This is a genomic window from Cypionkella sp. PAMC25878 (assembly GCF_058135695.1).
Map to the genome: position 1 here is coordinate 4766396 of NZ_CM176871.1, position 24916 is coordinate 4791311.

Below are 24916 nucleotides of genomic sequence, written 5' to 3' on the forward strand. Positions count from 1 at the left end.
GCTTACTGAGTAAATGCTCACAGAAAGGTGTGATCCGTCAAGCCCCATTTTCCGCCGCATCTGCAAAGATTATAGGCGGTTTAGCAACGCCCGCGCGGTCGGCTCATCTGTAACCAAGCCATTGATAATGCGAGATTTCAACGCTCCCGCAATCGCCGGAACCTTCGATGCACCCGCAGCAATTCCGATGGATGGCCTGTCCAACCCAGGCGCGACTCGAACTCCACCTGTGCGTGTATTGGTGCCGACATCAAGGTAAACACCCCTTGAGTCGAACACCCAACCAGCGACTTCCCCCACCGCCCCCGCCGCCTGCATCTCGTCCAACTCGGCGCGCGTGACGAATCCATCCTTGAGCAGCGGCGCATCATTGCTCATCTGACCGACGCCGACAAAAACCACATCCGCCGCTTGCGCCAGATCGACCACCTTTTTCACCGGACCCAAAGCATGAAACGCCGCATTTTCCTGCGGCGTCGGGCTGATAACCGGCACCAGCATTGGGTAGTGCGGCGCGCGCACCTTGTCCGAAATCCGCATCACCACGTCGAAGAACGACGCCGATCCATCCGGCGCGATATTGCCGATCAGCGACACCAGACGGTGCTGGTCGGCATCCATCGGCGAGACCGCATCGACCATGCCACGCATCGCCCGCCCGGTGCCCAGACCGATCACCGAGGGCGCTGCCATCCGCAAAAATCGCTCCAACTCCGCCGCCGCCGCTGGCCCGATCGCCCGCACCCCGTCGGCCCCCGGCCCAAGACTGGGCGCCACCCGGCAGCGCAGCAGACCGAAGCGCCGGGTCAGCTCGGCCTCCAGATCCAAGCATGCCCCAATCGGATGGTTCAGCCGTACATTGATCAAGCCTTCGGCCATCGCCCGGCTGACCAGACGTTGCGCGCGCTGGCGCGAAACCCCCAACTCGGTCGCGATCTGGTCCTGCGTCAACCCGCCGACATAATACAGCCAGCCCGCGCGGGCGGCTTCATCGTTCAGCGTCGGTTCTGGATCGGTCCGGCTCATGTTCGCCCCTTCAACTCAGGCGCAATGTCGTAGAACGCGGCGAAGGATGCAAACCTGTTATGCGGGCGGGCATCTTCGGGTTCATCCAACGCCCGATCTTTCAGATGACTGCCGCCGGTAAACCGCCACACCACCATGCCCGCAGCTAAGCCCGCACGAATGCCCGTCAAGCTGTCCTCAATCACCAGACAGCGCGCCGGATCGGCTCCCATTTTCTGCGCAGCATAGAGGAATAAATCCGGCGCAGGCTTGCCTCGCGCCACTAATGTTGAAGTGAACAGGTTAGTCTCCGCCAAATGCCCCAGACCCACCATGTTCAAAGACCGCGCCGCGCGCATCGGGCTGGACGAGGTCGCAATGCAATAGGGCACGCCGATTTGCGCAATCACCTCCGCCACCCCCGGCATCACTTTCAGATCGCGCTCAAACCGCTCCAACAACCGCGCGCGATATTCTTCCTCAAAATCCGGCGGCAGCGTCAAATTGAACTGTTCGCGGATCGTGTTCATCACAGTCGGATAACTGCGCCCCAGAAAATGCCGCGCCACATAGGCCAGATCAATCTGCACCCCGCGCTCGGCCAGCGCATCAATCAGCATCTGCGCCGAGATGATCTCGCTATCAATCAGCACCCCGTCGCAATCAAAGATCACCAGATCAAACATCAGAACAGCGCGGCCAACCGGGTGGTGTCGATGCCCGGCACAATGTGGCCCTTGGGCTTGAACGTCGCCACATCCTCGCCCGCCACGATGGCATTGACCACCGCCTCCTCCACTGCCTGCACCGCCGCCATATACAGCGGATCAATCGCCTCGCCGTTCACTTCCATCTTGCTCAGCACCGCCCCCGCCCGCTGCGGCATCGGCCCCGGATTGGCCACCGACAAGGCAAGAAAAATATCGCCCGAAGAATTGCCGCCCGGCGTACCACCGCGCCCGATCCCCAAAGCCGCGCGCTTCGCCACTTGCCGCAGCGACAGCCCTGATAGTGGCGCATCGGTGATAAGCACCACGATGATCGAGCCCATTTCCTTCTGCGGCAAGCCCCGGTCAAATACCCCCTCCGGCATCAACTGGCCAACCGGCTTGCCCAACACCTGAAAATCCGACCTGCGGCCATGATTGGCCTGCACCAGACAGCCCATCGTGTAGCCCTGCCCGCCAATCTCAACCACGCGTGAGGCTGTCCCCGTCCCCGCCTTGAACTGATAGGCAATCATGCCATTGCCACCGCCTACCGAGCCTTCGTGCACAGCGCCGCCCTTCGCCGCCCACAGCGCCGCCACCGCATGATCAGGCGTGACATGCAGCGCATTGATATCGTTCAACACCCCGTCATAAGTCTCGGCCACCACGGGCATCGCCCAGCCGTGATCCTGCGCAAAAAACTCCGCATAATGCTCAATCATCCACTTCGTCACCCCATGATGCACCGCCCCCACGCCATGGGTGTTGGTGATACAGACCGGGCCAATCATATACCCCGCATCGTCAATCCAATGCGTGCCAGTCATCTCACCATTGCCATTCAGCGCATAATGCCCGGCCCAAATCGGCACCGGCACGCCCTTGTCGGCGCGGGGACGAATGGCCGTTACCCCCGTCCGCATGTTCAGCGCCGGGTCGGTCAGCGTGGTAAACCCCACCGTCACCCCCGCCACATCGGTGATCGCATTCAGCGGTCCAGTGGTGCCCGCAAACGGCAGGCCAAGAGCGCGGGCGCGGGGTTTTTGCATGGCAACCTCTCAATTCATCGCATCAAGCACGCGGTAAACACATTCGACAAGCACCTTGCGGCGCGGATCAATATCGTCGTCAAAGCCCAGCATGTGGTTGGTGGTGTAACCCATGCCAAACCCCGCCGCCGGATCAGCAAAACCAAAGCAGCCGCCCCAGCCCGAATGGCCAAAACTCCCCGACCGTGCGCCCTGCTGCATCAGCCCAAAGCCCGCGCCATAGGCCACTTCGCCACCATGCGCCGCATCCACACCCTGAAACCGCACCTGTTTTGCCTCCGCCAAACCCTGCGCCGACAGCAACTTGGACGCGCCCGACACCAAATCCCCATAGATCAGCGCCAAAGCCTTCGCCGTCGCCTGCCCATTCGCCCCCGGAATCTCCGCCGCCCGCCAAGCCCGCGTGTTCGGCTCGGTCGGGCGGATCGTCGGATTGATCCATGCGTTCGGATGCGCACTGGCCAGCACCTCCGCGATGCCATCCGTCACCCCCGGCCCTTCGATCACCTCCGCCACCCGAGCCTCCTCCGCCTCGGGCAACCCAACAAACATATCCGCCCCCAATGGCCCCGCAATCTGCGACGCCAAAAACGCCCCAAACCCCTGCCCCGAAACCCGCCGCAAAGGCTCCGCCACCAGCGCCCCCAAAGAAATCGCATGATAGACCGACCGACTGCGCGGCGGCCACAACGGCGCCATCGCGGCCAAAGCCTCGGCATAGGGCGCACCGGCATAAAGCCCCGCCAAATCCATCGGAACCGATAGCCCGTCCAGACCGCCCTGATGCGACAGACACTCGCCCAAGGTAATCCCACCCTTGCCGCGCGCCGCAAACTCCGGCCAATACCGCGCCATCGGCTGATCGTAATCAACCAACCCGAGATCCACCAACATCGCCATCGCCACCGCCGCAATGCCCTTGGTGCAAGACCACACATTCACCAACGTATCCTGCTGCCAATCCCGCGCACCCGCAGCATCCGCAGACCCGCCCCACAGCTCCGCCACCAACACGCCCCGATGCACCACCGCGACCGAACCGCCATGCTGGCCCAGCGCAAAGCAAGCCTCAAACGCTGCCCTGAGCGGCGCAAATTCTGCCGTGGTAAACCCATGAACCGTCATCGTCGTCCCCTCTGCCCGTTTTCCCGCAGCATAGGCAGACCGCAGCCGCCGTCCATCCCGCCCTGCGACCCCAAATGTCGGTTTCTTCCGGCTTTGCGTCGAAGATCGCCGCCGATCCCACAAAACCCCGCCCATTTTCTGCGCTGCAGCATCGCGTGACGCCCACAAATCGGGCATCTGCCCAACTCATCCGCTTTTGTAGGCAGCTTCCCCCGCAAGACCGTTGCCGCATAGGCCCCCCCGGCCTTTGCTGCAAAAGCTTGGGTCTGCTCAAGCAACGGGTTTGCGGCAGCGAAGGGTTTTGGACGGCCTCGCCACCGCATGTTTGCAACAAACGCTGCCCTCTCATCATGGTCGTTCTTCCCTTGAATGGAAGCGCCAGAGCGGGCCCAACAGGGGACACAACATGAAACTGACCAGACGCGCGCTACTGGCTTCCGGCATCGCCTCGCTGGCTTTGCCGCGCATTGCCTTCGCTGCCGGAGAAACCATCAAGATCGGCGTGCTGCACTCGCTGTCGGGCACGATGGCGATTTCGGAAACCACGCTGAAAGACACCATGCTGATGCTGATCGAGGCGCAAAACGCCAAGGGCGGCCTGCTCGGCAAACAGTTGGAAGCCGTGGTGGTTGACCCGGCTTCGGACTGGCCGCTGTTCGCCGAAAAAGCCCGCGAACTGCTGACAGTCTCCAAGGTTGACGTGATGTTCGGCTGCTGGACCTCGGTGTCGCGCAAATCCGTGCTGCCGGTGATCGAAGAACTCAACGGCCTGCTGTTCTACCCGGTGCAGTATGAAGGCGAGGAATCGTCAAAGAACGTGTTCTACACTGGCGCTGCGCCGAACCAACAAGCGATCCCGGCGGTGGATTACTACCTCGAAGAACTCGGCGTGAAGAAATTCGCCCTGCTGGGCACCGATTACGTCTACCCGCGCACCACCAACAATATTCTTGAGGCTTATCTCGTCTCGAAAGGCATCGCAAAAGAAGACATCTTCGTCAACTACACCCCGTTCGGCCATTCCGATTGGTCGAAAATCGTCGGTGACGTAGTGGCCTTGGGCGCCGATGGCAAAAAAGTCGGCGTGATTTCCACCATCAACGGCGACGCCAACATCGGCTTCTACAAAGAACTCGCCGCCGCTGGCGTGACCGCCGATAAACTCCCGGTCTGCGCGTTTTCGGTCGGCGAAGAAGAACTTGCAGGTCTGGACACCTCCAACCTCGTCGGCCATTTGGCGGCCTGGAACTACTTCATGTCCGCCGATACCCCGGAAAACAAAGCCTTTATCGAGCAATGGCACGCCTATATCAAAGACGACAAACGCCCGACCAATGACCCGATGGAAGCGCATTATATCGGCTTCAACATGTGGGTCGCTGCAGTGACCGCCGCAGGCACCACCGATGTGGATGCGGTGTCGGACGCGATGATCGGCCAGAAGTTCCCCAACCTGACCGGCACCGTCGCCGAAATGCTGCCGAACCACCACCTGACCAAACCCGTGCTGATCGGCGAAATCCGCGCCGATGGCCAGTTCGACATCATCTCGCAAACCGAACCAGTTCCGGGCGACGCTTGGACCGATTTCCTGCCGGAATCCGCAGTGCTGGAAGCCGATTGGAAAGACCTGAAATGCGGCATGTATAACAAAGAAACCAAAACCTGCGTGCAGTTGAAGTCGAACTACTGATCCGCCGCTTTTGAAACCTGCGGAGGGGCCAACGGGCCCCTCCCCTCCTCCCCCGACGCCCCTGCTGCCAATAGACGGATTCCCCATGCGCTTCCTGCTGGCCTGCCTTCTGGCACTGCTATTCGCCGCCCCCCTGCGCGCCGAAACTGCCGCCGAAATCCTTTCCACCAACGCCGCTTTGGTCGAGAAAGCCTCACGCCAAACCATCGCTCCGGTGATTGACGCCTTGGGTTCCAGCGGCGACCCGGCAGCCAGCGCAATTCTTGCGGCATGGGGTGAAAAGGGCCTTGGCATCCGCAAATCCGACGGCATCTTTTTCCTGATCACTCCGAACGACGACGGCTACGCGCTGCGCGATCTGACGGGTGCCACCGCAGGACAAGCCGCCAAATCCGACATCACCGAACTCAAACCCAACGCCGGCGTGCGCGGCATGATCGCCACCGCCTTGGTGCAATTCACCCTGTCCGACCCGGATGCCAACAAACGCGCCGCAGCGCTGGATTCCATCGCCAAAGACCCCAAGCCCGAGGCCCTTGCTCCCCTTCGCGCCGCCATCCTGAATGAGTCCGACGCGACGCTGAAAGCCCAGAAACAGCGCCTCGAACGCCTGCTCACCCTGCGCTTCGACCCCGACTCAAGCGCCCGCATCAAAGCCATCAACAGCTTCGGCGCAGACCTCGGCCTTGATTTGCGCGGCGCGCTCAACCCGCTGCTCGCCACCACCAAACTCGCCGCAGCCGAACCACCCACCAGCAACATCGCCCGCGAGTTGAAACCCGGCCGCGACCTGACGGAAACCGAAGCCTACGACCTGCTGGTATCCGCCAACCTCGCCCCCGCCCGCCTGACCATAGAGGCGCAACGCACCGCCCTGATCGCCAACCTTGCAAACGGCGCAGTTGGCTGGATCCCCCTCGCCGATCTGAACACTCAAGCCGCCCGCGACCGTGCCTACACCGCGCTGGAGGCCGCAGGCACCGTCCCGCAAGCCGCCACCGATGACGAAGCCGCCGCCGCCCTGAAAGCCCACCATTTCTACGAAATCTACACCGAACCCGACCCCGCCGTCACAACCGCCGCAGCCGCAGCCCTCAAATCCATCGGCCACAAAGTCGCCGCCATGCAGGCCGCCGACCTTGCCCTTGATGGCCTCTCGCTCGCCTCGATATACTTTCTCGCCGCCATCGGCCTTGCGATCACCTTCGGCGTGATGGGCGTGATCAACATGGCCCACGGCGAGTTCATCACCATGGGCGCCTACACCGGCTATGTCGTGCAACTTTACGTCCCCAATTACACCGCCTCGATCCTGATCGCCCTGCCGCTCGCCTTCGCCGTCACCTTCGCCGCAGGCGTCGCGATGGAGCGCTTAATCATCCGCCACCTCTACAAACGCCCCCTAGAAACCCTTCTGGCAACCTTTGGCATCTCCATCGCCCTGCAACAAATCCTGAAAAACGTCTTCGGCACCCAAGCCCGTCCATTAACCTCGCCCGCATGGCTCGACGGCGCGCTCAGCTTCAACGATGTGGTCTCAATCAGCTACATCCGCATCGCCATCTTCGTCCTCGCCTTGCTGTTTCTCACCTTCTTCCTCTGGCTGATGAAACGCACCCGCCTCGGCCTCGAAGTCCGCGCCGTCACGCAAAACCCCACCATGGCCGCCTCGATGGGCATCAACCCCGACCGCATCAACATGCTGACCTTCGGCCTCGGCTCCGGCATCGCAGGCATCGCAGGCGTCGCCATCGGCCTCTTCGCCAAAGTCACCTCGGAACTCGGCACCGACTACATCGTGCAATCCTTCATGACCGTCGTGGTCGGCGGCGTCGGCAATATCTGGGGCGCCCTCGCGGGGGCCACCATGATCGGCGGTCTGCAAAAACTTATCGAGTTCTTCAACCCCTCGAACACCCTCGCCGCCCAAACCTACATGATCCTGTTCATCATCCTGTTCATCCAGTTCCGCCCCCGAGGCATCATCGCCCTCAAAGGCCGCGCGGCAGGAGATTGATCATGCAACATCCCTTCACCTCATCCTCTGTGCTCAAATATCCCGGGGGTCCGGGGGCTGGCCCCCGGCTTTGTCGGCAAATGCAGCCTGTGACGAAGGAAACGCCATGACCCGCTCTTTCCTCACCCGCACCCCGTCGCTGCTGATCTTCATCACCTGCCTCGCGATGTTCACCATCTTCGTGACCCTCGCCGCCCACACTGGCCTGATCTCGACCTCGTTCGTCAAAACCCTCGGCAAAACCCTTTGCCTCTGCCTCGCCGCCCTCGCGATGGATCTGATCTGGGGCTACGCAGGCATCCTCTCCCTCGGCCACATGGCGTTTTTCGCCCTCGGCGGTTACATGATCGGCATGTGGCTGATGTATGCCCGCACCGAGGAAATCGTCGTCGCTTCCCTGATGAACTCCGGCCTCCCGGCCACACCCGAGGAAATCCAGCAAGGCATCGCCTCCCAAATCTTCGGCGTCGTCGGCGCGTCGGACCTGCCGATGATCTGGAGCTTTGCCCACAGCCTCCCCCTCCAACTGGCCCTAGTAGTAGCTCTCCCCGGCTTGCTCGCGCTGATCTTCGGCTGGCTCGCCTTCCGCTCTCGCGTCACCGGGGTTTACCTCTCGATCCTGACCCAAGCGATGACCCTCGCCCTCGCCCTTTACCTGTTCCAAAACGACTCTGGCCTACGCGGGAACAACGGCCTTTCCGGCCTGCAGAACCTACCCGGCCTCGATGCCGTCAGCCAAGACAGCATCAGCCTGTGGTTCTTCTGGGCCTCCGCCGCCGCCCTAGGGCTTGCCTACCTGACCCTAAGCTGGATCGTCTCCGGCAAATTCGGCTCGGTGATCCGCGCCATCCGCGATGACGAGGCGCGCGTGCGCTTCCTTGGCTACTCGGTCGAAGGCTACAAGCTGTTCGTCTTCACCCTCACCGCCGTCATCGTCGCCTTGGCAGGCGCGCTCTATTACCCACAAGCCGGCATCATCAACCCCGCCGAACTCGCCCCCATCGCCTCAATCTACCTCGCCGTCTGGGTCGCCATCGGCGGACGCGGCCGCCTTTACGGCGCGGTCATCGGGGCGGCCGTCGTCTCGCTGCTGTCAAGCTGGTTCACCGGAGGCCGCGCGCCTTCAATCCCGCTTGGCTTTATGACGATCAACTGGGTCGATTGGTGGCAAGTCCTGCTCGGAGCCGCCTTCGTCTGCGTCACCCTGTTCGCCCCCAAAGGCATCGGCGGCTTGTTCGATCACTTCGCTGGCCTGCACAGCCCCGACCGCAAAGGCGCACCCCTTGGCCCCGACCAAGGTTCGCTGCAAGAGAAAGAGGCCATCGAATGAGCCAACTTCTCGAAGTCTCCGGCGTCACCGTCAGCTTCGATGGCTTCCGCGCCATCAACAACCTGACCTTCTCCATCGGCCCCGCCGAGTTGCGCGCCATTATCGGCCCCAACGGTGCGGGCAAATCCACCTTCATGGACATTGTGACGGGCAAAACCAAACCCGACTCAGGCTCCGTCACCTTCGGAGAAAAATCCACCTCGCTGCTGAAACTCTCCGAAGCCAAAATCGCCCGCGCAGGCGTTGGTCGCAAATTCCAACGCCCCACGGTGTTTGAAGATCAAACCGTCACCGAAAACCTCACCCTCGCCCTGAAAGCCGCCCGCAGCCCGTGGCGCGTCTTAGGTTGGCGCAGCAAACCCGCCGACCATACCCGCATCGAGGCTCTCGCCGCCCAAGTCGGTCTGTCAGATCACCTGCCGCGCAAGGCAGGCGAACTCAGCCACGGCCAAAAGCAATGGCTGGAAATAGCCATGCTCTTGGCGCAAGAACCCCGCCTGCTGCTGGTCGATGAACCCGCCGCAGGCATGACGCTGGCCGAGCGGGAAAAGACCACCGAACTGCTGGTGGATATCGCCAAAACCCGCGCCGTGGTGGTGGTCGAACACGATATGGAATTCGTCCGCCGCCTGAATTGCCGGGTGACGGTGCTGCACGAAGGCTCGGTTCTGGCCGAAGGCTCGCTCGACCATGTGACGAAAAACCAAGACGTGATCGACGTTTATTTAGGGCGCGGATGATGATCAAAACCCAAGGCCTGACCCTGCACTACGGCGGATCGCAAATCCTGCACGGCATTGATTTCGCAGCCAAAGCAGGCGAAGTCACCTGCATCATGGGCACCAATGGCGTCGGTAAGACATCATTCCTGAAAGCCCTCGCAGGCACCCATATGCGCTCCGCGGGCAGCGTCGAACTTGACGGCGAAATCTTGGGCAAACTCCGCCCACAAGAAATGGCCCAGCGCGGCCTCGCCGTCGTCCCGCAAGGCCGGATGATGTTCCCGCTGCTCACCGTCAAAGAGAATCTGGAGACCGCCTTCGCCCTGCTGCCCAAACCCGAGCATAAAATCCCACAGGAAATCTACGACCTATTCCCGGTGCTGAAAGACATGACCGCCCGCCGCGGTGGCGACCTCTCCGGCGGCCAGCAACAACAACTCGCCATCGCCCGCGCCATGATCATGCGCCCGAAAGTCCTGCTGCTGGACGAGCCGACCGAAGGCATCCAGCCCAACATCATCCAGCAAATTGGCCGCGTCATCGAATATCTGAAAGGCAAAGGCGACATGGCGATCATCTTGGTCGAGCAATACTTCGACTTCGCCTACACCCTCGCCGACCATTTCTATGTCCTGCGCCGCGGGGCCGTCGCCAAATCCGGCGCCCGGGCCGATTTCAGCCGTGAAGACTTGCGCGCCGAAGTTTCGGTCTAACCGGGAACCAATCCCGCCCGCAATCGTTCCCCCAACAGGCTTGACAACATGCCCGCCAGCCGCCCCTCTGGGCTTGGCCAATTCTGTGCAAAGGGGCACATATGTCTGGGGCTGATCTGACGCCACTTCCCTCCCATGCCGGCAGTGCCGCGCGCATCACCATCGGCCAGTTGACCGCCGTCGTGGGCGTCGCTGCGGTGCTGTTCGTCGCCCAAGATGTGTTCGTGCCGCTCGCCATCGCCATGCTGATCACCTTCGCGCTCTCGCCCCTCGTCACCGCGCTGCGCCGTCGCGGCCTGCCGCTGCTGTGGACGGTGCTGCTGGTCGTCGCCTTAGCCTTCAGCCTGATCGCGGTATTCTCCTTCGTCGTGGCCAGCCAACTGGCGCAACTGGCGCAAAATCTGCCAATCTTTCAGGCCAACATCATCCATAAAGTCGAGGGTTTGAAAGCCACGGGCGGCGAGCATGGCCTCGCCTCGCGCCTGTCCGACATGATCACCGCGATCAACACCGAAATCGGCGCAGCCCTGCCCACGGGCGTCGATAAACCTCTGCCGGTCGAGGTCATCCAATCCTCCAACGCCTTGGCGTTTCTCGAAAATCTGGTCATCCCGCTGATTAGCCCCATCGCCACCATCGGCCTTGTCATCGTCGTGGTGATCTTCATGCTGCTGGAACGCGAAGACCTGCGCGACCGCTTCATCCGCTTGGTCGGCACCAACGACCTGTATCGGACCACCCAAGTGCTGGAGGAGGCAGGCGGCCGTGTCGCCAACTACCTGCTGGTGCAACTTCTGGTCAACGTGATCTACGCCATTCCCATCGGTGTCGGCCTGTATTTCATCGGCGTCCCCAACGCCGCCCTCTGGGGCATGCTGACGCTGATCCTGCGCTTCGTGCCCTACATCGGCTCCGTCCTCGCCGCCGCCTTCCCGCTATTTCTCGCCTTCGCCGTATCCCCCGACTGGTCCGCCGTGCTGTGGACGGGTGCGCTGTTCACATCGGTCGAGTTGATCACCTCCAACGTGATCGAGCCTTGGCTTTACGGCTCGCGCACCGGGGTCAGCCCGCTGGCCATCATCGTCGCGGCGATCTTCTGGACCTTCCTCTGGGGCCCGCTCGGCCTGATCCTCTCCACCCCGCTCACCGTCTGCCTTGTCGTGCTAGGTCGCCACATCCCCCAATTTGCCCTCTTTGACATCCTGTTCGGCGATGAGCCCGTGCTCGCCCCCCATGCCAAACTCTACCAACGCATGTTGGCAGGCGATGCGATGGAGGCCACCTTTGGCGCGACCGAAGCCCTCGAAGAACTGGACGTGGTCGATTACCACCAAACCACGATGATCCCCGCCCTGCTGCTGGCGCAAGACGACAGCGAACGTGGCGTTTTGACCGCCGAACAGCAAGATCGCCTCGCCACCGTCGCGCTAGAGGTCGTCGCAGACCTGCAAGCCGAGATGGAGGCCGAGCGCGACGCCCCATCAGACACCGCCCTGCCCGGTCTGGGCCTGCGCTTGCGGGTGATCGGCGGGCGGTCCCCGCTGGATAATGTCGCGGCCGCCGTGCTGGCGCAGGTGCTGCAAACCGAAGGCGCGGCGGCGCAGTTCTCGCCGCATCTTGATCTTGCGCCCTCGCGGCTGGCGGCTTTGGACACCGCCAACGCCGATTGCCTGCTGCTGTGCTATCTTGATCCGCGCCCGGCCCGCGCTTCGCTGCTGCACATCCGCCGCATCAAACGCGCCGCCCCGCATCTGCGCGTCGGGGTGGTGATCCTGCAAATGCCCGCCGATCTGGCCGACAGCGCCTCGGGATTGCGGCATCTGAACGCGGTATCGCCAGCAAAGCTAGTCGAGGCCGAAGACATCGGTGCCGATTTCGCCGTCACCAATCTTGAGGATGCGATGGATGCCGTCTGGCAGCGCGGCACACCCAAACCAGTGCCCGATGCTACAAAGCCCACGCCGCGTGTCGTCGCCCGCCGCCGCAGCCAAACCACAGCCTAAGGAGGACGCAATGTCAAACCCCGATACCGATCAAGACCTTGCCCGGCTCGAATCCCAAATTGCCGCGCTGCGCGACGACATCGCGCATATCGTGACGACCTTGGGCGATCTCAGCCAGACCAGCGCCGAGACCCTGCGTGCCAGCCTCGCCGCCCGCGCCGAGGCGCTGCGGCAAGACGGTGCGGCACGGCTGGCCGATGTGGGGCAGTCCGCCGAGGCGAAACTGGCAGACCTCACCGACCACGCCCGCCGCAATCCGTGGCAAGCTTTGGCGCTGGCAGGCGGTATCGGCCTGCTGCTGGGCCTGCTCTGGGGGCGGCGCTAATGCTGGGCCTGCTCAGCCTCGCCGCGCGGTTGGCGCTGGCCCACGCCGCAAGGCGGATGGCGCAAGCCTCTGCCCTGTTCGCCGCTGCGGGGGTGTTTGCGATCATCGCGCTGATTGGCTTTGCCGCAGCCCTCTGGATATGGCTGGCCCACCTGCTTGGCCCAATAGGCGCGGCCCTGCTGGTCGGTGGTGTAGCCCTTGTGCTGGCGCTGATCTTCGGCCTGCTGGCCCGCGCCAAACTGCGCACCGCCAGCCCGCTGCAATCGCCCGCAGCCCAAGCCCTGCTGGCCGAGTTGAAAGCCCACAACGCCGAGGCCAGCCTGTTCACCCTGCTCGGGCCAGCTTTGGGTGCCGCGCTGCTGGGGATGTTTCTGGGCGGGAAGCCGAAAGAGTAAACGACTTGGCAGAGGACCCCGAACCGAAAACAAACTCTGCGGGGCAGAGTTTGTCGGTTCGTTGCTCATATGGCTGAACGCCGTTGAGCAAGCGGATTCATGCAGCAGACCATGATTATGGAAATCGGGGCGCGCCGGTCTGGGCTGGCGCGGAAACGCGCCTGCCGAGGGCAGGCAAGCGCGGCCCGATTTGTTTTCGAACAAAGCGGGCAAGCCCCCGCTTAAACCGCCACCGAAATCTTGCCCATCGGGTTGGAACAACACGCCAGAATATAGCCGTCGGCAATATCCTCATCGGAAATCCCGCCATTGTGCACCATATGCACATCGCCCGACAGCTTCTTGACCTTACAGGTCCCGCACAGCCCAAAGGTGCAACCGGACGGAATATTCAGCCCCGACCGTTTCGCCACCGCCAACACGGTGTCGGTCTCGCCACAAGCTGCCACCACGCCGCTGTCCGCAAAGGTGATCTCCGCCACCGCCCCATCAACCGGCGAGACATCATCCAGCACTGGCGCTTCAGCCTCGGTCGACACCGCCAGCCCAAAGCTTTCCTGATGATAGTGCGCCATGTCATAGCCAAGGCTCTGCAACATCTCGCGCACCGCCTGCATGAACGGCTCGGGGCCACAGCAGAACACCTCGCGATCCAGATAATCCGGGGCCATCAGGCCTAGCATGATCTGGCTCAAGCGCCCCCGGAACCCCGGCCATGCCCGGAACGGATCGCTTTCTTCCACGGTAAAGCGCAACTGCAACCCCGGCACGCGATTGGAAAACTGCTCCAACCGCTCGCGGAAAATGATCTCAGACGGGCGCTTGGCGGCATGGACGAACACAATGTCCGGCATCTGCCCCGAATCCCACGCCCATGTCGTCATCGACATCATCGGCGTGATGCCCGATCCTGCCGAGATCATCAGATATTTCTGCGCCGGATGGCGGTGAAAGCTGAAAATCCCCGCAGGCCCAAACGCCTTGATCTGCATCCCCGGCTTCAGATGATCCAGCATCCAGCGTGTGCCAATCGAGGTGCTCTGCGCCTTGACCGTGATCGAAATCGACAGGGGGCGCGAAGGCGAAGACGAGATCGTATAGGTCCGCTGCACGTTGCCCTTGGCCCCCTTCTTCGGGTCCACAGGCAGGTCCAACGTGATGAACTGCCCCGGCTGGTAATCAAACCAAGCCCCGTTCGGCGCGCGAAAGGTGAAACTGGCAGTGTCGTCATTCTCGGGCACCACCATGGCGCATTCCAGCATCTGGCTGTCATTCCACGGTGCTGCTTCCCAGTTCAGGCTTTTCTTTGCCATGATCTACTCCGCCGCCATCGCAGGTTTAGGGGCCGTCCGCGCGGTCATCGTGTTGCAATACCAATCAACAAACTGGATCACGCCTTCTTCCTGAATCGTCGAATACGGACCGGGCTCGTAGGCAGGCGAAAGAATACCCTTCTGGTTCTCCTCCACGACCTGACGATCCTCGTCATTGGTGTGCATCCACACATCGGTCAGGCGTTCCAGATCATAATCCACGCCCTCGACCGCATCCTTATGGACCAGCCAAGTCGTCGTCACCTGAGTCTCAGTGGCCGAGATCGGCAGCACCCGGAACGTGATCGCATGATCGCCCAGGAAGTGATTCCAGGTGTTCGGATAGTGGTAAAACAGCAAGCTGCCCGCATCATTGAACGGCATCGTGCCCAAGCGCTTGGCCACAGCCGCCTTGGTGTCCATCGTGTAGCTTTCGGCGTTGTTCAACAACGGCACCCGCGCCAAGCGCCACTGCATCGCTTTGTCGTGGGTAAAGCGCGACGGCAACCCTGCAGCCTCACACCGCGTCCAATGCGCGAGGATCTCATCGCTCGCCTCATTCGGCCCATTCATCGCCCCGATTTTCGGATTGTCCGAGAACGTCCGGCACAAAGACGGATGCGCGCCGCCACAATGATAGCACTCGCGATTGTTCTCAATCACCAGCTTCCAGTTGCCGTTCTCCACAATCGTCGAAGAAAACGCCACCTTGGTATCCTTCAACCCCGACGGGGCCAGATAGGTCATCGCCGTCTTCGCCAGTTCCGCAATCGGCGGCGGCACTTGGGCCAAGCAGATAAACACCATCCCGCCCAGATCGACGCAATGCACCTTCTTCAGACCATGCGCGCTGGGGTCAAACCCCTCCTGCATGTCGCGCGCATATTGCAGCTTGCCGTCGAGATCATAGGTCCACTGGTGATACGGACAGACCAGCTTCGGCCCCGAACCCGTCTCCTTGGCGCACAACCTTTGCCCGCGATGCCGACACACGTTATGAAACGCCCGGATCATCCCGTCATTGCCGCGCGTCAACACCACCGGATAAGCACCAACCTGCAGGGTCAGAAACGCCCCGGCCTTCGGCATCGCAGCAGCAGGCGCCGCAAACAGCCACTCACGGTAAAAGATCTGCGCGAGATCGGCGTTATACACGCCCTCATCGCAATAAAGCGCATGGCTCAGCGCATAATCCTTGCGGCGCGCGCCCAATTCAGCGTGGATTTCGGCGGGGTTCAACATCTGGCACCTCGTAGGTCCACGCCTCCCGCGGGGACAGTTGCATTGGCGGACCGGAGCATTCCGGCCGGGCTGGTCGTCTCAGTGCAAGGCTGGTTTCCGGGCTGCAAAACCGGGCCAAACCGCCCCCGTGTGACACCTTCCCAGAGTATAAACCCCAGTGGCCTCCTGTCACACGTTAAGTTTCATCACCGTTGCGGGGGCAGCGCCGGCACTGCACCGGCTTCCCAATTCTCCATGTTTGCGAATGGCACCTTGCCGCTTCAATAAACACGGCTTCCTGAGTCGCGATAGATCATTTGCGACCAATGCCGATACGCCAAAGACGCCGCCGCTTTTCCCTGCAAATCAAAGCCCACGCGCCCGATTCGCAAGCGCTCAAAACATCACCAAAACCCGGAAATGACAAAGGCCCAACCGTTTCCGGTCGGGCCTTTAGTTGTGGTGGTGAGCCGGACGGGACTCGAACCTGTGACCCGCTGATTAAAAGTCAGCTGCTCTACCAACTGAGCTACCGGCCCACAACTGTGGCGCTGATTAGGGTGCGGGCCGGATAGGGTCAAGAGACAAAACGCGCGCCTCTGGCAAAAAGCTGCGCTGCGGCGTATATGCAGGCGATGGAAAACGCCGCAAACGCCCCGAAAACCCCAAGCGCCATTGCCTTTATGAAGATGCATGGCGCCGGAAATGATTTTGTCATCATCGACTCGCGGGGCCGCGAGGCTATTGTCACGGCCAAACTGGCGCAAGCCTTGGGCGACCGCCACCGCGGCACCGGCTTTGACCAACTGGCCGAGATTCGCGATTCGCAAACCGCCGATTTCGCGTTGGATTTCTGGAACAGCGATGGCAGCCGCGCTGGCGCGTGTGGCAACGCCACCCGCTGCGTGTCCGATTACATGATGCAGGAACTCGGCCGCGACACGCTGACCCTGACCACTGAGCGCGGCCAACTCCACGCCCTCCGCCTGCCCAATGGCCGCATCTCGGTCAACATGGGGCAACCGCAACTGGATTGGTCCGAAATCCCGCTGTCCCACGCAGTTGATACCCTGCACCTCCCTCTCCCTGGCAACCCGGCCGCCATCGGCATGGGCAACCCGCATTGCGTGTTCTTTGTCGCCGATGCCGAGGCGGTCAACCTGACCATCGAAGGCCCGGGCACCGAGCATCACAACCTGTTCCCCCAGCGCACCAATGTCGAATTTGCCAGCGTCATCGCCCCCGACCATCTGCGGATGCGGGTGTGGGAACGTGGCGCAGGCGTCACCCTCGCCTGCGGTTCCGGCACCTGCGCCACCGTAGTTGCCGCCCATCTGCGCGGCCTGACAGGGCGCTCTGTGACGGTCGAGGCTGACGGCGGCACCCTGCACGTCGATTGGCGCGAGGATGGCGTCTGGCTGACCGGCCCCACCACGCATATCTTCAACGGCACCCTTACCCCCGCGTTTCTGGCCGCACTATGAACGCCCCAATCTTCGCCACCCTCGGCTGCCGCCTGAACGCCTATGAGACCGAGGCGATGAAAGAACTCGCCGCCGCCGCAGGCGTGGAAGGTGCGGTAGTGGTCAACACCTGCGCCGTCACCGCCGAAGCCGTCCGCAAGGCCAAACAAGAAATCCGCAAACTCGCCCGCGAAAACCCCGGCGCACAGATCATCGTCACCGGATGCGCCGCACAAACCGAGCCCGAAACCTTCGCCGCCATGGCCGAAGTCACCAAGGTGATCGGCAACACCGAGAAAATGCAGGCCGCCACTTGGGCCAACTTGAAAGCCCCCGACCTGATCGGCATCACCGAAAAGGTCCAAGTCGACGACATCATGTCGGTCAAGGAAACAGCAGGCCACCTAATCGACGGCTTCGGCCGCCACCGCGCCTATGTGCAGGTGCAAAACGGCTGCGACCACCGCTGCACCTTCTGCATCATCCCCTACGGGCGCGGCAATTCCCGGTCCGTCCCCGCCGGGGTCGTCATCGAACAGATCAAACGCCTCGTGGGCAATGGCTTCAACGAGGTCGTACTTACCGGTGTTGATCTCACCTCATGGGGCGCAGACCTCCCCGCCACCCCACGCTTGGGCGATCTGGTGATGCGTATCCTGCGCCTTGTGCCCGACCTGCCCCGCCTGCGGATCTCGTCCATCGACTCCATCGAGGCCGACGATGCCCTGATGGGGGCCATCGCCACCGAGCCCCGCCTGATGCCCCACCTGCACCTGTCGCTGCAAGCAGGCGATGACATGATCCTGAAACGCATGAAACGCCGCCACCTGCGCGACGACGCCGTCCGCTTCTGCGAAGATGCCAAAAAACTCCGCCCCGACATGATCTTCGGTGCTGACATCATCGCAGGCTTCCCCACTGAGTCCGAGGCCATGTTCGAAAACAGCCTGAAACTGGTGACAGACTGCAACCTCACCTTCCTGCACGTCTTCCCGTTCAGCCCCCGCAAAGGCACCCCCGCCGCCCGGATGCCGCAACTGCAAGGCCCTGAGATCAAATCCCGCGCCGCCCGCCTGCGCGCCGCAGGCGATCTGGCCCTATCCCGCCACCTGACCGCCCAGCTTGGCCAGTCCCACCGCATCCTGCTCGAAGGCCCCCGCATGGGCCGCACCGAGCAATTCACCGAAGTCAGCTTCGAGAAAGACCACCCCGAAGGCCAAATCCTCACCGCCACCATCCGTGGGGTGACGGGGGAGCGTTTGTTGGCCTAAGCGCACGGTGGGTTGAAAACCCACCCTACGCCCTTCCTGACAGCTTGCATTGCTTTACGTAGGTCGATGCCTCCGGCGGGGATATTTGAGCACAGAGGATGACCAAGAGCGGAGCCTCTCATGATTTCACATTGGCCTAAGTACTCCCGCCGGAGGCTTCCCCAACCGCCGCAAACGCAGCGCAAAAAGGTAAACGCAAGGTAAACAACCCCCATATAACCCTTTGATTTCATATAAACATACCCTCTGTCCACGTGTGGACACCCTTCAAACCCGAAACCCGTCCGGAATCATATCTCGCCCCTCCAACACCAAATCCACCATTACCTCGGCCACTTTCGGCGCCATCCCGAAGCCAATCTTAAACCCCCCATTGGCCACAAAATGCCCCGCCCGCCCCGGCCAAGCCCCCAGCAACGGGGCGCGAGACTTGGCCCGAGGCCGCACCCCGGCCCATCTCTCCACCACCTCCGCTCCCGCCAGCACCGGCAAAGCCGCCACCGCCCGCGCGTGCAACGCCTCCACCTGATGATCCAGGCCCAAATCCGTCCAGACCGTCTCAGACGTAGACCCCACTGCCACCGTCCCGTCGACATGCGGCACCACATGCAGCCCATCCACAAACAGTTGCGGCACCCCCTCGCCCGGATAGCGCAGCGAAATCGCCTGCCCCTTCACCCCACCGCCAACCACCCGCCCCAAATCCAAACCCAGCGCCTCCAGCCCCGCCACCCCCGTCGCCCAAACCACCGGCCCCACCTCCTCGGCCTCACCCACGACAACCTCGCCCCCCGCAGCCACAATCGCCGCCACCAAAGCCGCACAGCCCATCCGAGGATGCAGCCGCGCGCTCAAGTTATCCTCCACCAGCCACCCCGACGGGCTCCACGGTTCCCACGCGGCCCCGGTCGCAGTCACAACCCGCCAAACCGCCTCGCCCCGCCACAGCCCTTCCGCTGACACACCCCGCGCCCGCGCCAATTCCACTGCAGCCGAATCCGCCAAAGGCTGCAACCGCCCAACCCTTCCATAGCCCGACACCAACCCCGACGCCGCTTCCACCCCGGCCCACCAGCCCGCAGCCATCAGCAAACTGTCCAACTGAAACGCCTTCTTCACATTCCAGCTTTCCGGCACATGCGGGCTCAACGCCCCAACCACCCCGCCCGAAGACCCCGCCCCCACCGCAACCGCCTCAATCACCCGCACCTTCGCGCCCCGACGCGTAGCTTCCCATGCCACCGACAGGCCAAAGATTCCCGCCCCCCGCACCGTCAGATCAACCCTTGCCATTCTGTCCCGCCTTGCCCATGGTCCGCCCGACCAAGGGCATATGACAATGACCACCTCCTCACAATCGGCCCTAAGCTGGCAAGACGGCGTGATCCCTGTCTCGACCCGCTTCGATGACCCGTATTTCTCCAAAAACGATGGCCTGTCCGAAACTCGCCACGTCTTTCTGAGCGGCAACGACCTGCCCGCACGCCTAATCCCCGGCTTTCACGTAGCCGAACTCGGCTTTGGCACCGGGCTGAACCTGCTGGCCCTGTCGCTGATCACCGAAACCCCCACCCGCTTCACCAGCTTTGAGGCCTTTCCGCTGCCCGCCGCCGACATTGCCCGCGCGCTGGACCACTTCCCGCAAGCCCGCGCCGTGGCTGACCCATTTCTGGCGGCATGGAGCCAAGGCCAAACCAAATTCCAGCTCGGCCCCATCGCCGTCGAAATCATACTGGGTGACGCCCGCGACACCCTCACGGCATGGCCCCACAAAGCCGACGCATGGTTCCTCGACGGCTTTTCCCCCGCGAAAAACCCCGAACTCTGGTCGCCCGACATCCTGACCGAAGTCGCCCGCCACACCGCACCCAATGGCAGCTTCGCCACCTACACCGCCGCTGGCCATGTCCGCCGCGCGTTGCAAGACGCGGGCTTTGAAGTCACCCGCCGCCCCGGCCATGGCCGTAAAAAACACATGTCCGCAGGAACCCTTGCATGAACAACCGCAAAGGCATCCTGTTGATGATCGCCGCCATCGCGGCCTTCGCGGTGCAAGACGCTTTATCCCGCCTGCTCGCTGGCAACTACAACACGCTGATGGTGGTGATGATCCGCTATTGGGTGTTTGCAGCTTTCGTGATCACCCTTGCGCTGCGCCGCCCCGAGGGCATCCGCGTCGCGCTGCGCTCTCGCCGCCCCATAGCCCAAGCCCTGCGCGCCACCCTGCTGGTGGTGGAAATCTGCGTCATGGTCTATGCCTATACCCTGATCGGCCTGATCAACGCCCATGCGGTATTCGCCGTCTGCCCGCTGATCGTCGTCGCGCTCTCCGGCCCGATCTTGGGCGAACGCCTCACCTGGCAACGCTGGGCCACCGTCGGCGTTGGCCTGATCGGCGTGCTGATCATCCTGCGCCCCGGCCAAGGCGTGTTCAGCTGGGCCGCCCTGCTGCCGCTGATCACCGCGCTGTTCTTCGCCGCCTACAGCGTGCTGACCCGCCTCACCGCGCGAGACGAGGCGTTTTTCCCCAGCTTTTTCTGGCCCGCCTTTTTGGGGGCCATCATGATGACCGTCCTCGGCCTGCCGCAATGGCAACCGATCCAACCGCAAGACTGGCCGATCTTCGCCACCTATGCCACCATCTCAATTCTGTCGAACTGGCTGTTGCAAAAAACCTATGAGGTGGCCGAGGCCTCTGCCGTCCAGCCCTTCGCCTATCTGCATTTCGTGTTCATCGCGATCTTGGGGCTGACCTTCTTTGACGAGGAACTTGCGCTTCCCGTTATCCTCGGTGCCGCCCTGATCATCGCCGCAGGCATCTATTCGCTGTGGCAAACCCGCGCTGCCCCCAAGGTATCCCCATGAAAACCGAACAAAACCTGAAACTCGGCATCTGGCTGATGGTCGCCAGCACCGTGGTGTTCGCGCTGCAAGACGGCATCTCGCGGCACTTGGGCAGCAATTATAATGTCTACATGGTCGTGATGATCCGGTTCTGGGTGTTCGCCGCTTTCGTGATCACCCTCGCCGCCCGCAGTCCCGGCGGCATCCGCGCCGCCACCCGCACCCGCTTTGCCCCCCAGCAAATCACCCGCGGCGTAATCTTGGTGGCCGAGGTCTGCGCCATGGTCTTCGCCTTCATCAATCTGGGTCTGATCCAAAGCCACGCCGTATTCGCCTGCTATCCCCTGCTGGTAGCCGCCTTGTCCGGCCCGGTGTTGGGCGAGAAAGTCGGCTGGCGGCGCTGGACCGCCATCGCCATCGGCTTTGTCGGCGTGCTGATCATCCTAGAGCCCGGCTTTGCCGTGTTCTCGCCTTGGGCGCTGATCCCGTTCATCAGCGCCTTCATGTTCGCGGTCTACGGCCTGCTCACCCGCTTTGTCGCCCGCAAAGACCCGGCCTCGGTGTCGTTTTTCTGGACAGGCGTGGTCGGTGCCGCCGCGATGACCCCGATTGGCCTGTGGTATTGGCAACCGATGCTGCCCAGCGATTGGCTCTGGATGAGCGCTCTGTGCTGCACCGCGATCATCGGCCACTGGCTGCTGATCAAAGCCTATGCCGTGGCCGAGGCCTCCGCGGTGCAACCCTTCGCCTATCTGCAACTGATGTTCATCGCCCTGCTCGGCGTGTTCCTGTTCGGCGAAACCCTCCGCCCCAACGTCGCCATAGGAGCCTGCGTCGTCGTCGCCGCCGGCCTGTTCACCCTCTGGCGCCAACGCGTGAAACACCAAGAACCGCCGCAGATTTGAAATGCGCAACACAGGGCCGCGCCCTTGATTCCGGGCAAAGGGGGGCGAGGGTTAACGTCTGGCTTGGACCAAATGCAAAGATGTGCTGGAATGGCGGCTGAGCGGACTAAGCCGATGAAATCGGCGTTGATCAGGACAGGTGCGATGAATGGAAAATATACTTAGACATGGAAAAATACTCACAATACTCATGTTTTCGTTTCCCCTGTCTGGCTGTGATTATGGTGTTTATTGGGAAGATGATACTTACATTTCCGCTTGGTTATACACGGGTCAAAATGTCATGGTTTACCGAAAGCTTAGTGATGGCGCTTCAATAGCGCGTATTGCACCTGAAGTTGTGGCTGTTGCCTCTAATACTAGATACCTTACAGCACGGGTTCGCCCGATTGGTACGACCGTTGATGTGTACTACTATCTGGTGAAATCCTTGGACAAGGATTTTCTCAATGGCGATCAAATAGCAACAGGGCCACTAAACGAAATGGAATTTAAATCAAAGAGAGCAGCCCTGAATTTACCAGAACCGATAGATTTTTTGCAATGCGCAATCACGGTTAAGTCGGCTCGACAACATGCTAAAAGCTGCCCGCTCACAAAATGCCCCCACGGCCTGTAAGTGCTGCCAAGCGATGAATGTATCAAAGTATCACTCCCACCACCCCAACAATATGGCCCCATCCCATACCAAAATGGCCGCTTTCTAGGTCATTACCCTTTCGTAAATCAGCCAATGAACAGAGCGTTCTCCAGCACTTAAGACTCCTCCTCACCGCCCCGTCAATTCCGCAGAAATCCGCACCGGCCCCGCCACGCCTTTCAGTTTGGCGCGGTAGATCACCACCCCTTCCGCCACCCGCATCACATAGGTGCGGGTTTCCGAGAACGGGATCATCTCAACCCAATCCACCACATCGACGCTATCCTTGCGCGGGTCGCCAAACTGCTCGATCCACTTACCCGGCCGCCCCGGCCCGGCGTTATAGCCCGACGCGATCAGCGCCACAGAAGGCCCAAATTTCTCAATCATATGGCTCAGATAGATCGACCCCATCCGCACATTGAACGGTGGATCGGAAATCAACCGCCCCGCGCTGGAAGTCTCGCCCAACCCCTTCGCCACATGCTCGGCGGTCGCTGGCATTACCTGCATCAACCCACGCGCCCCGGCTTTACTCTGCGCCGCAGGGTCAAATTCACTCTCCCGCCGCGAAATCGACAAGGCCAAAGCCCGGCTGACCGCCAGCCCATCCGGCACCATCGCAGGCACCGGATAATAAGCGCGCGGCAAGATCACCCCGCGCTCCGCCGCGTGCTTGGCCACCAGCAAAGCAATATACGGCTCATTCATCCGCAGCGCCAAATCTGCCAACTGCTCCAGCCCCTTGGCATCCAAGCCCTCTGCCACCTGCAAGAAAAACCGCTTCGCCAAAGTCCGGTCGCCAGCCTCCACCAACGCCATCCCCGCCGCCAGAACCGAACTTCCCGCAAACCCCGCATTGCGCCACGCGGGCGTAGGTTCCCCCACATTCACCAAGGCTGGATCAAGCGGCAGCCCGATCTTCTCGCTGGCCAGCATCCCATAATACGCCGTCTGATTGCGCGCCGCCCGCGCATAGGCCGCATCCGCCCCCGCCTTGTCGCCCTTGGCCTCCAGCGCCCGACCCATCCAATATTCGGCCCGCGCGACGGAAATCGGAGTCGCCACCGCTTCCTTCAAATGCTTGAAATGCTTGATCGCCACATCCGGCTCGCCCAATTTGCGCAAAGCGATAAACCCGGCCAGAAACTCCAGATCGACATAGTCATTGCCCTTGGTCATCTGATGGTTCGCCGCGACCCGGAACGCCAGCTTCGGCTCGCCCTGCCGCAGCAAAACCCGCGCCAAATCCGCCCGCCGCTTGCCCCAAGCCTCGGGGTCGCCTAGACTGGCCACCGACTTGCTGCGCTCAAGGATCAGCGTCGCTGCATCATCATAGCGATCCGCCCGCATCCGGTAGGTGAAGCGCTCATAGGCCAGCCCCGGATCACCCAGCATGGATTTCGGCACCGCGTCGACCAAATCCACCGCAGCCGCACTATCCGCCCGCAACGCCATCCGCGCCATCGCCAAGGTCCGCCAATCCTTTGAGACCCGCGGCAGCATCCGCTCGGCCTCGGCCTTACGCCCACCCTCCCACAGAATCCGATCCAGCCGCACCTCATGCGCCACCGACAGCGGCGCGCCCATGATGCCCAGCATCGCGACCTCATCAGCCGCCTCAAACTTCAGCGTGGTCCAGGCCCGAAACGCCTCGGCTTCGGCATCCCCCGACCGCCCCAAAGCCACCAAAGCAGAAACCAAGGCCACCGCCCCCGCCCCAGTCTTCGGCTTATCCTTTCCGAAATACGCCACCACCCGCGCAGGGTCGATCGAGCGCGCCACCGCGACCTCGCCCTTTTCGCGCAGCAAAGCCAACCCCGGCCAATCCGGCCTGCGGGCGATAAAGCCTTCGTAGTCGCCCAAGCGGCCCTGACCGTCGCGCAGCCATTGCCATAAGATCACATCGCCGCCGATGGCCCCCGCCCCCTGCGCCGCCGTCAACGCCGCAGGCCAATCCTTGGCCTCCGCCGCTTTCAACGCGACCGAAAACGACGCGGCCTGATCGGCCCGCGCCATAGGAGACACCACCAGTGAAACGCCGAGTATGACCGCTTTTGCGATCTTGCTTATTCTGCTCATCCCCGGATTCTGCCCTACCCCCCGGTTTCCCACAACCCAAAACCCCGTGAACCCGGCAATTCGCCGCCCATACTTGGCAAAACGCCGATC

Annotated in this window: 22 protein-coding genes, 1 tRNA gene and 1 riboswitch; of the genes, 14 read left to right on the forward strand and 9 right to left on the reverse strand. The window is 62.1% G+C overall.

What is annotated here, in order from left to right:
• Positions 1–69: 69 nt before the first annotated feature.
• From ACS5RD_RS23860 to ACS5RD_RS23875, 4 genes are read right to left on the reverse strand one after another with little or no spacing between them, the layout of a single operon-like run.
• Positions 70–1026, reverse strand: coding sequence for a sugar-binding transcriptional regulator (locus ACS5RD_RS23860; RefSeq protein WP_489929405.1), 957 nt, complete (start codon positions 1024–1026; stop codon positions 70–72).
• Positions 1023–1691: an HAD family hydrolase gene (locus ACS5RD_RS23865; protein ID WP_489929406.1), complete on the reverse strand. Its 669-nt coding sequence runs from the start codon at positions 1689–1691 to the stop codon at positions 1023–1025. Before ACS5RD_RS23865 ends, ACS5RD_RS23860 begins: the two co-directional genes overlap by 4 nt.
• Positions 1691–2764, reverse strand: coding sequence for a DmpA family aminopeptidase (locus ACS5RD_RS23870; RefSeq protein WP_489929407.1), 1074 nt, complete (start codon positions 2762–2764; stop codon positions 1691–1693). The genes ACS5RD_RS23865 and ACS5RD_RS23870 overlap by 1 nt, the downstream gene beginning before the upstream one ends.
• Positions 2765–2773: 9 nt before the next feature.
• On the reverse strand, positions 2774–4066 hold the full coding sequence (locus ACS5RD_RS23875) for a serine hydrolase domain-containing protein (protein WP_489929408.1): 1293 nt from the start codon (positions 4064–4066) through the stop codon (positions 2774–2776).
• 229 nt (positions 4067–4295) lie between these two features.
• Here ACS5RD_RS23875 and urtA point away from each other — a divergent pair, with 229 nt between their 5' ends.
• The 8 genes from urtA (at position 4296) to ACS5RD_RS23915 (ending at position 13087) form a co-directional block, all read left to right on the forward strand.
• A complete protein-coding gene (urtA, locus tag ACS5RD_RS23880; protein ID WP_489929409.1) occupies positions 4296–5582 on the forward strand; it encodes an urea ABC transporter substrate-binding protein in 1287 nt (428 codons plus the stop codon).
• An 85-nt stretch (positions 5583–5667) separates the two neighbouring features.
• Positions 5668–7599, forward strand: a complete 1932-nt coding sequence (gene urtB, locus ACS5RD_RS23885) for an urea ABC transporter permease subunit UrtB (protein ID WP_489929410.1) — start codon at positions 5668–5670, stop codon at positions 7597–7599.
• Between the two features lie 106 nt (positions 7600–7705).
• Entirely contained in the window at positions 7706–8929 is a 1224-nt protein-coding gene (gene urtC, locus ACS5RD_RS23890; RefSeq protein ID WP_489929411.1) for an urea ABC transporter permease subunit UrtC, read from the forward strand.
• Entirely contained in the window at positions 8926–9669 is a 744-nt protein-coding gene (gene urtD / locus ACS5RD_RS23895) for an urea ABC transporter ATP-binding protein UrtD (protein ID WP_489929412.1), read from the forward strand. Before urtC ends, urtD begins: the two co-directional genes overlap by 4 nt.
• Positions 9666–10364: an urea ABC transporter ATP-binding subunit UrtE gene (gene urtE / locus ACS5RD_RS23900; RefSeq protein ID WP_489929413.1), complete on the forward strand. Its 699-nt coding sequence runs from the start codon at positions 9666–9668 to the stop codon at positions 10362–10364. Before urtD ends, urtE begins: the two co-directional genes overlap by 4 nt.
• A 101-nt stretch (positions 10365–10465) precedes the next feature.
• On the forward strand, positions 10466–12367 hold the full coding sequence (locus ACS5RD_RS23905) for an AI-2E family transporter (protein WP_489929414.1): 1902 nt from the start codon (positions 10466–10468) through the stop codon (positions 12365–12367).
• A gap of 10 nt (positions 12368–12377) precedes the next feature.
• A complete protein-coding gene (locus ACS5RD_RS23910; protein WP_489929415.1) occupies positions 12378–12692 on the forward strand; it encodes a glycine zipper domain-containing protein in 315 nt (104 codons plus the stop codon).
• Positions 12692–13087 (forward strand): phage holin family protein, encoded by a 396-nt coding sequence (locus tag ACS5RD_RS23915; protein WP_054008197.1) that lies wholly within the window; start codon positions 12692–12694, stop codon positions 13085–13087. Before ACS5RD_RS23910 ends, ACS5RD_RS23915 begins: the two co-directional genes overlap by 1 nt.
• A 221-nt stretch (positions 13088–13308) precedes the next feature.
• Here ACS5RD_RS23915 and ACS5RD_RS23920 read toward each other — a convergent pair whose 3' ends face one another.
• The 3 genes from ACS5RD_RS23920 to ACS5RD_RS23930 form a co-directional block, all read right to left on the reverse strand.
• Complete coding sequence (locus ACS5RD_RS23920) at positions 13309–14400, reverse strand: FAD-binding oxidoreductase (RefSeq protein ID WP_489929416.1); 1092 nt, start codon at positions 14398–14400, stop codon at positions 13309–13311.
• Positions 14401–14403: 3 nt separating this feature from the next.
• A complete protein-coding gene (locus tag ACS5RD_RS23925) occupies positions 14404–15642 on the reverse strand; it encodes an aromatic ring-hydroxylating oxygenase subunit alpha (RefSeq protein ID WP_489929417.1) in 1239 nt (412 codons plus the stop codon).
• A 70-nt stretch (positions 15643–15712) separates the two neighbouring features.
• Positions 15713–15912, reverse strand: a riboswitch (cobalamin riboswitch).
• Between the two features lie 172 nt (positions 15913–16084).
• Positions 16085–16160, reverse strand: a tRNA-Lys gene (locus tag ACS5RD_RS23930).
• A gap of 87 nt (positions 16161–16247) precedes the next feature.
• On the opposite strand from ACS5RD_RS23930, the gene dapF reads away from it, so the two are divergent.
• Positions 16248–17105 carry a diaminopimelate epimerase gene (gene dapF / locus ACS5RD_RS23935; RefSeq protein WP_489929418.1) on the forward strand — a complete coding sequence of 286 codons (858 nt, stop codon included), beginning with the start codon at positions 16248–16250 and terminating at the stop codon, positions 17103–17105.
• A complete protein-coding gene (mtaB, locus tag ACS5RD_RS23940; protein ID WP_489929419.1) occupies positions 17102–18355 on the forward strand; it encodes a tRNA (N(6)-L-threonylcarbamoyladenosine(37)-C(2))-methylthiotransferase MtaB in 1254 nt (417 codons plus the stop codon). Before dapF ends, mtaB begins: the two co-directional genes overlap by 4 nt.
• A gap of 267 nt (positions 18356–18622) precedes the next feature.
• Here the strand turns inward: mtaB and ACS5RD_RS23945 are convergent, their stop codons facing one another.
• The gene (locus tag ACS5RD_RS23945) at positions 18623–19648 is read right to left on the reverse strand and encodes an NAD(P)/FAD-dependent oxidoreductase (protein ID WP_489929420.1); all 1026 of its coding nucleotides are present in this window, start codon (positions 19646–19648) and stop codon (positions 18623–18625) included.
• Positions 19649–19688: 40 nt separating this feature from the next.
• Here ACS5RD_RS23945 and mnmC2 point away from each other — a divergent pair, with 40 nt between their 5' ends.
• The 4 genes from mnmC2 to ACS5RD_RS23965 all read left to right on the forward strand — a co-directional run bounded on the left by mnmC2 (position 19689) and on the right by ACS5RD_RS23965 (position 22723).
• Positions 19689–20354, forward strand: a complete 666-nt coding sequence (mnmC2, locus tag ACS5RD_RS23950; RefSeq protein WP_489929421.1) for a tRNA (5-methylaminomethyl-2-thiouridine)(34)-methyltransferase MnmC2 — start codon at positions 19689–19691, stop codon at positions 20352–20354.
• Positions 20351–21220, forward strand: coding sequence for a DMT family transporter (locus tag ACS5RD_RS23955; RefSeq protein ID WP_054008203.1), 870 nt, complete (start codon positions 20351–20353; stop codon positions 21218–21220). The genes mnmC2 and ACS5RD_RS23955 overlap by 4 nt, the downstream gene beginning before the upstream one ends.
• Positions 21217–22104 (forward strand): DMT family transporter, encoded by an 888-nt coding sequence (locus tag ACS5RD_RS23960; RefSeq protein ID WP_489929422.1) that lies wholly within the window; start codon positions 21217–21219, stop codon positions 22102–22104. Before ACS5RD_RS23955 ends, ACS5RD_RS23960 begins: the two co-directional genes overlap by 4 nt.
• 148 nt (positions 22105–22252) lie before the next feature.
• Positions 22253–22723 (forward strand): hypothetical protein, encoded by a 471-nt coding sequence (locus tag ACS5RD_RS23965; protein ID WP_489929423.1) that lies wholly within the window; start codon positions 22253–22255, stop codon positions 22721–22723.
• Between the two features lie 150 nt (positions 22724–22873).
• Here the strand turns inward: ACS5RD_RS23965 and ACS5RD_RS23970 are convergent, their stop codons facing one another.
• The gene (locus tag ACS5RD_RS23970) at positions 22874–24826 is read right to left on the reverse strand and encodes a lytic transglycosylase domain-containing protein (protein WP_489929424.1); all 1953 of its coding nucleotides are present in this window, start codon (positions 24824–24826) and stop codon (positions 22874–22876) included.
• Positions 24827–24916: the final 90 nt, after the last annotated feature.

What these genes read in the sequence shown, in the direction of transcription:
- ACS5RD_RS23860 (WP_489929405.1), bottom strand. Translation starts at nt 1,026, where the DNA reads ATGAGCCGGACCGATCCAGAACCGACGCTGAACGATGAAGCCGCCCGC.
- ACS5RD_RS23865 (WP_489929406.1), bottom strand. Translation starts at nt 1,691, where the DNA reads ATGTTTGATCTGGTGATCTTTGATTGCGACGGGGTGCTGATTGATAGC.
- ACS5RD_RS23870 (WP_489929407.1), bottom strand. Translation starts at nt 2,764, where the DNA reads ATGCAAAAACCCCGCGCCCGCGCTCTTGGCCTGCCGTTTGCGGGCACC.
- ACS5RD_RS23875 (WP_489929408.1), bottom strand. Translation starts at nt 4,066, where the DNA reads ATGCCCGATTTGTGGGCGTCACGCGATGCTGCAGCGCAGAAAATGGGC.
- urtA (WP_489929409.1), top strand. Translation starts at nt 4,296, where the DNA reads ATGAAACTGACCAGACGCGCGCTACTGGCTTCCGGCATCGCCTCGCTG.
- urtB (WP_489929410.1), top strand. Translation starts at nt 5,668, where the DNA reads ATGCGCTTCCTGCTGGCCTGCCTTCTGGCACTGCTATTCGCCGCCCCC.
- urtC (WP_489929411.1), top strand. Translation starts at nt 7,706, where the DNA reads ATGACCCGCTCTTTCCTCACCCGCACCCCGTCGCTGCTGATCTTCATC.
- urtD (WP_489929412.1), top strand. Translation starts at nt 8,926, where the DNA reads ATGAGCCAACTTCTCGAAGTCTCCGGCGTCACCGTCAGCTTCGATGGC.
- urtE (WP_489929413.1), top strand. Translation starts at nt 9,666, where the DNA reads ATGATGATCAAAACCCAAGGCCTGACCCTGCACTACGGCGGATCGCAA.
- ACS5RD_RS23905 (WP_489929414.1), top strand. Translation starts at nt 10,466, where the DNA reads ATGTCTGGGGCTGATCTGACGCCACTTCCCTCCCATGCCGGCAGTGCC.
- ACS5RD_RS23910 (WP_489929415.1), top strand. Translation starts at nt 12,378, where the DNA reads ATGTCAAACCCCGATACCGATCAAGACCTTGCCCGGCTCGAATCCCAA.
- ACS5RD_RS23915 (WP_054008197.1), top strand. Translation starts at nt 12,692, where the DNA reads ATGCTGGGCCTGCTCAGCCTCGCCGCGCGGTTGGCGCTGGCCCACGCC.
- ACS5RD_RS23920 (WP_489929416.1), bottom strand. Translation starts at nt 14,400, where the DNA reads ATGGCAAAGAAAAGCCTGAACTGGGAAGCAGCACCGTGGAATGACAGC.
- ACS5RD_RS23925 (WP_489929417.1), bottom strand. Translation starts at nt 15,642, where the DNA reads ATGTTGAACCCCGCCGAAATCCACGCTGAATTGGGCGCGCGCCGCAAG.
- dapF (WP_489929418.1), top strand. Translation starts at nt 16,248, where the DNA reads ATGCAGGCGATGGAAAACGCCGCAAACGCCCCGAAAACCCCAAGCGCC.
- mtaB (WP_489929419.1), top strand. Translation starts at nt 17,102, where the DNA reads ATGAACGCCCCAATCTTCGCCACCCTCGGCTGCCGCCTGAACGCCTAT.
- ACS5RD_RS23945 (WP_489929420.1), bottom strand. Translation starts at nt 19,648, where the DNA reads ATGGCAAGGGTTGATCTGACGGTGCGGGGGGCGGGAATCTTTGGCCTG.
- mnmC2 (WP_489929421.1), top strand. Translation starts at nt 19,689, where the DNA reads ATGACAATGACCACCTCCTCACAATCGGCCCTAAGCTGGCAAGACGGC.
- ACS5RD_RS23955 (WP_054008203.1), top strand. Translation starts at nt 20,351, where the DNA reads ATGAACAACCGCAAAGGCATCCTGTTGATGATCGCCGCCATCGCGGCC.
- ACS5RD_RS23960 (WP_489929422.1), top strand. Translation starts at nt 21,217, where the DNA reads ATGAAAACCGAACAAAACCTGAAACTCGGCATCTGGCTGATGGTCGCC.
- ACS5RD_RS23965 (WP_489929423.1), top strand. Translation starts at nt 22,253, where the DNA reads ATGGAAAATATACTTAGACATGGAAAAATACTCACAATACTCATGTTT.
- ACS5RD_RS23970 (WP_489929424.1), bottom strand. Translation starts at nt 24,826, where the DNA reads ATGAGCAGAATAAGCAAGATCGCAAAAGCGGTCATACTCGGCGTTTCA.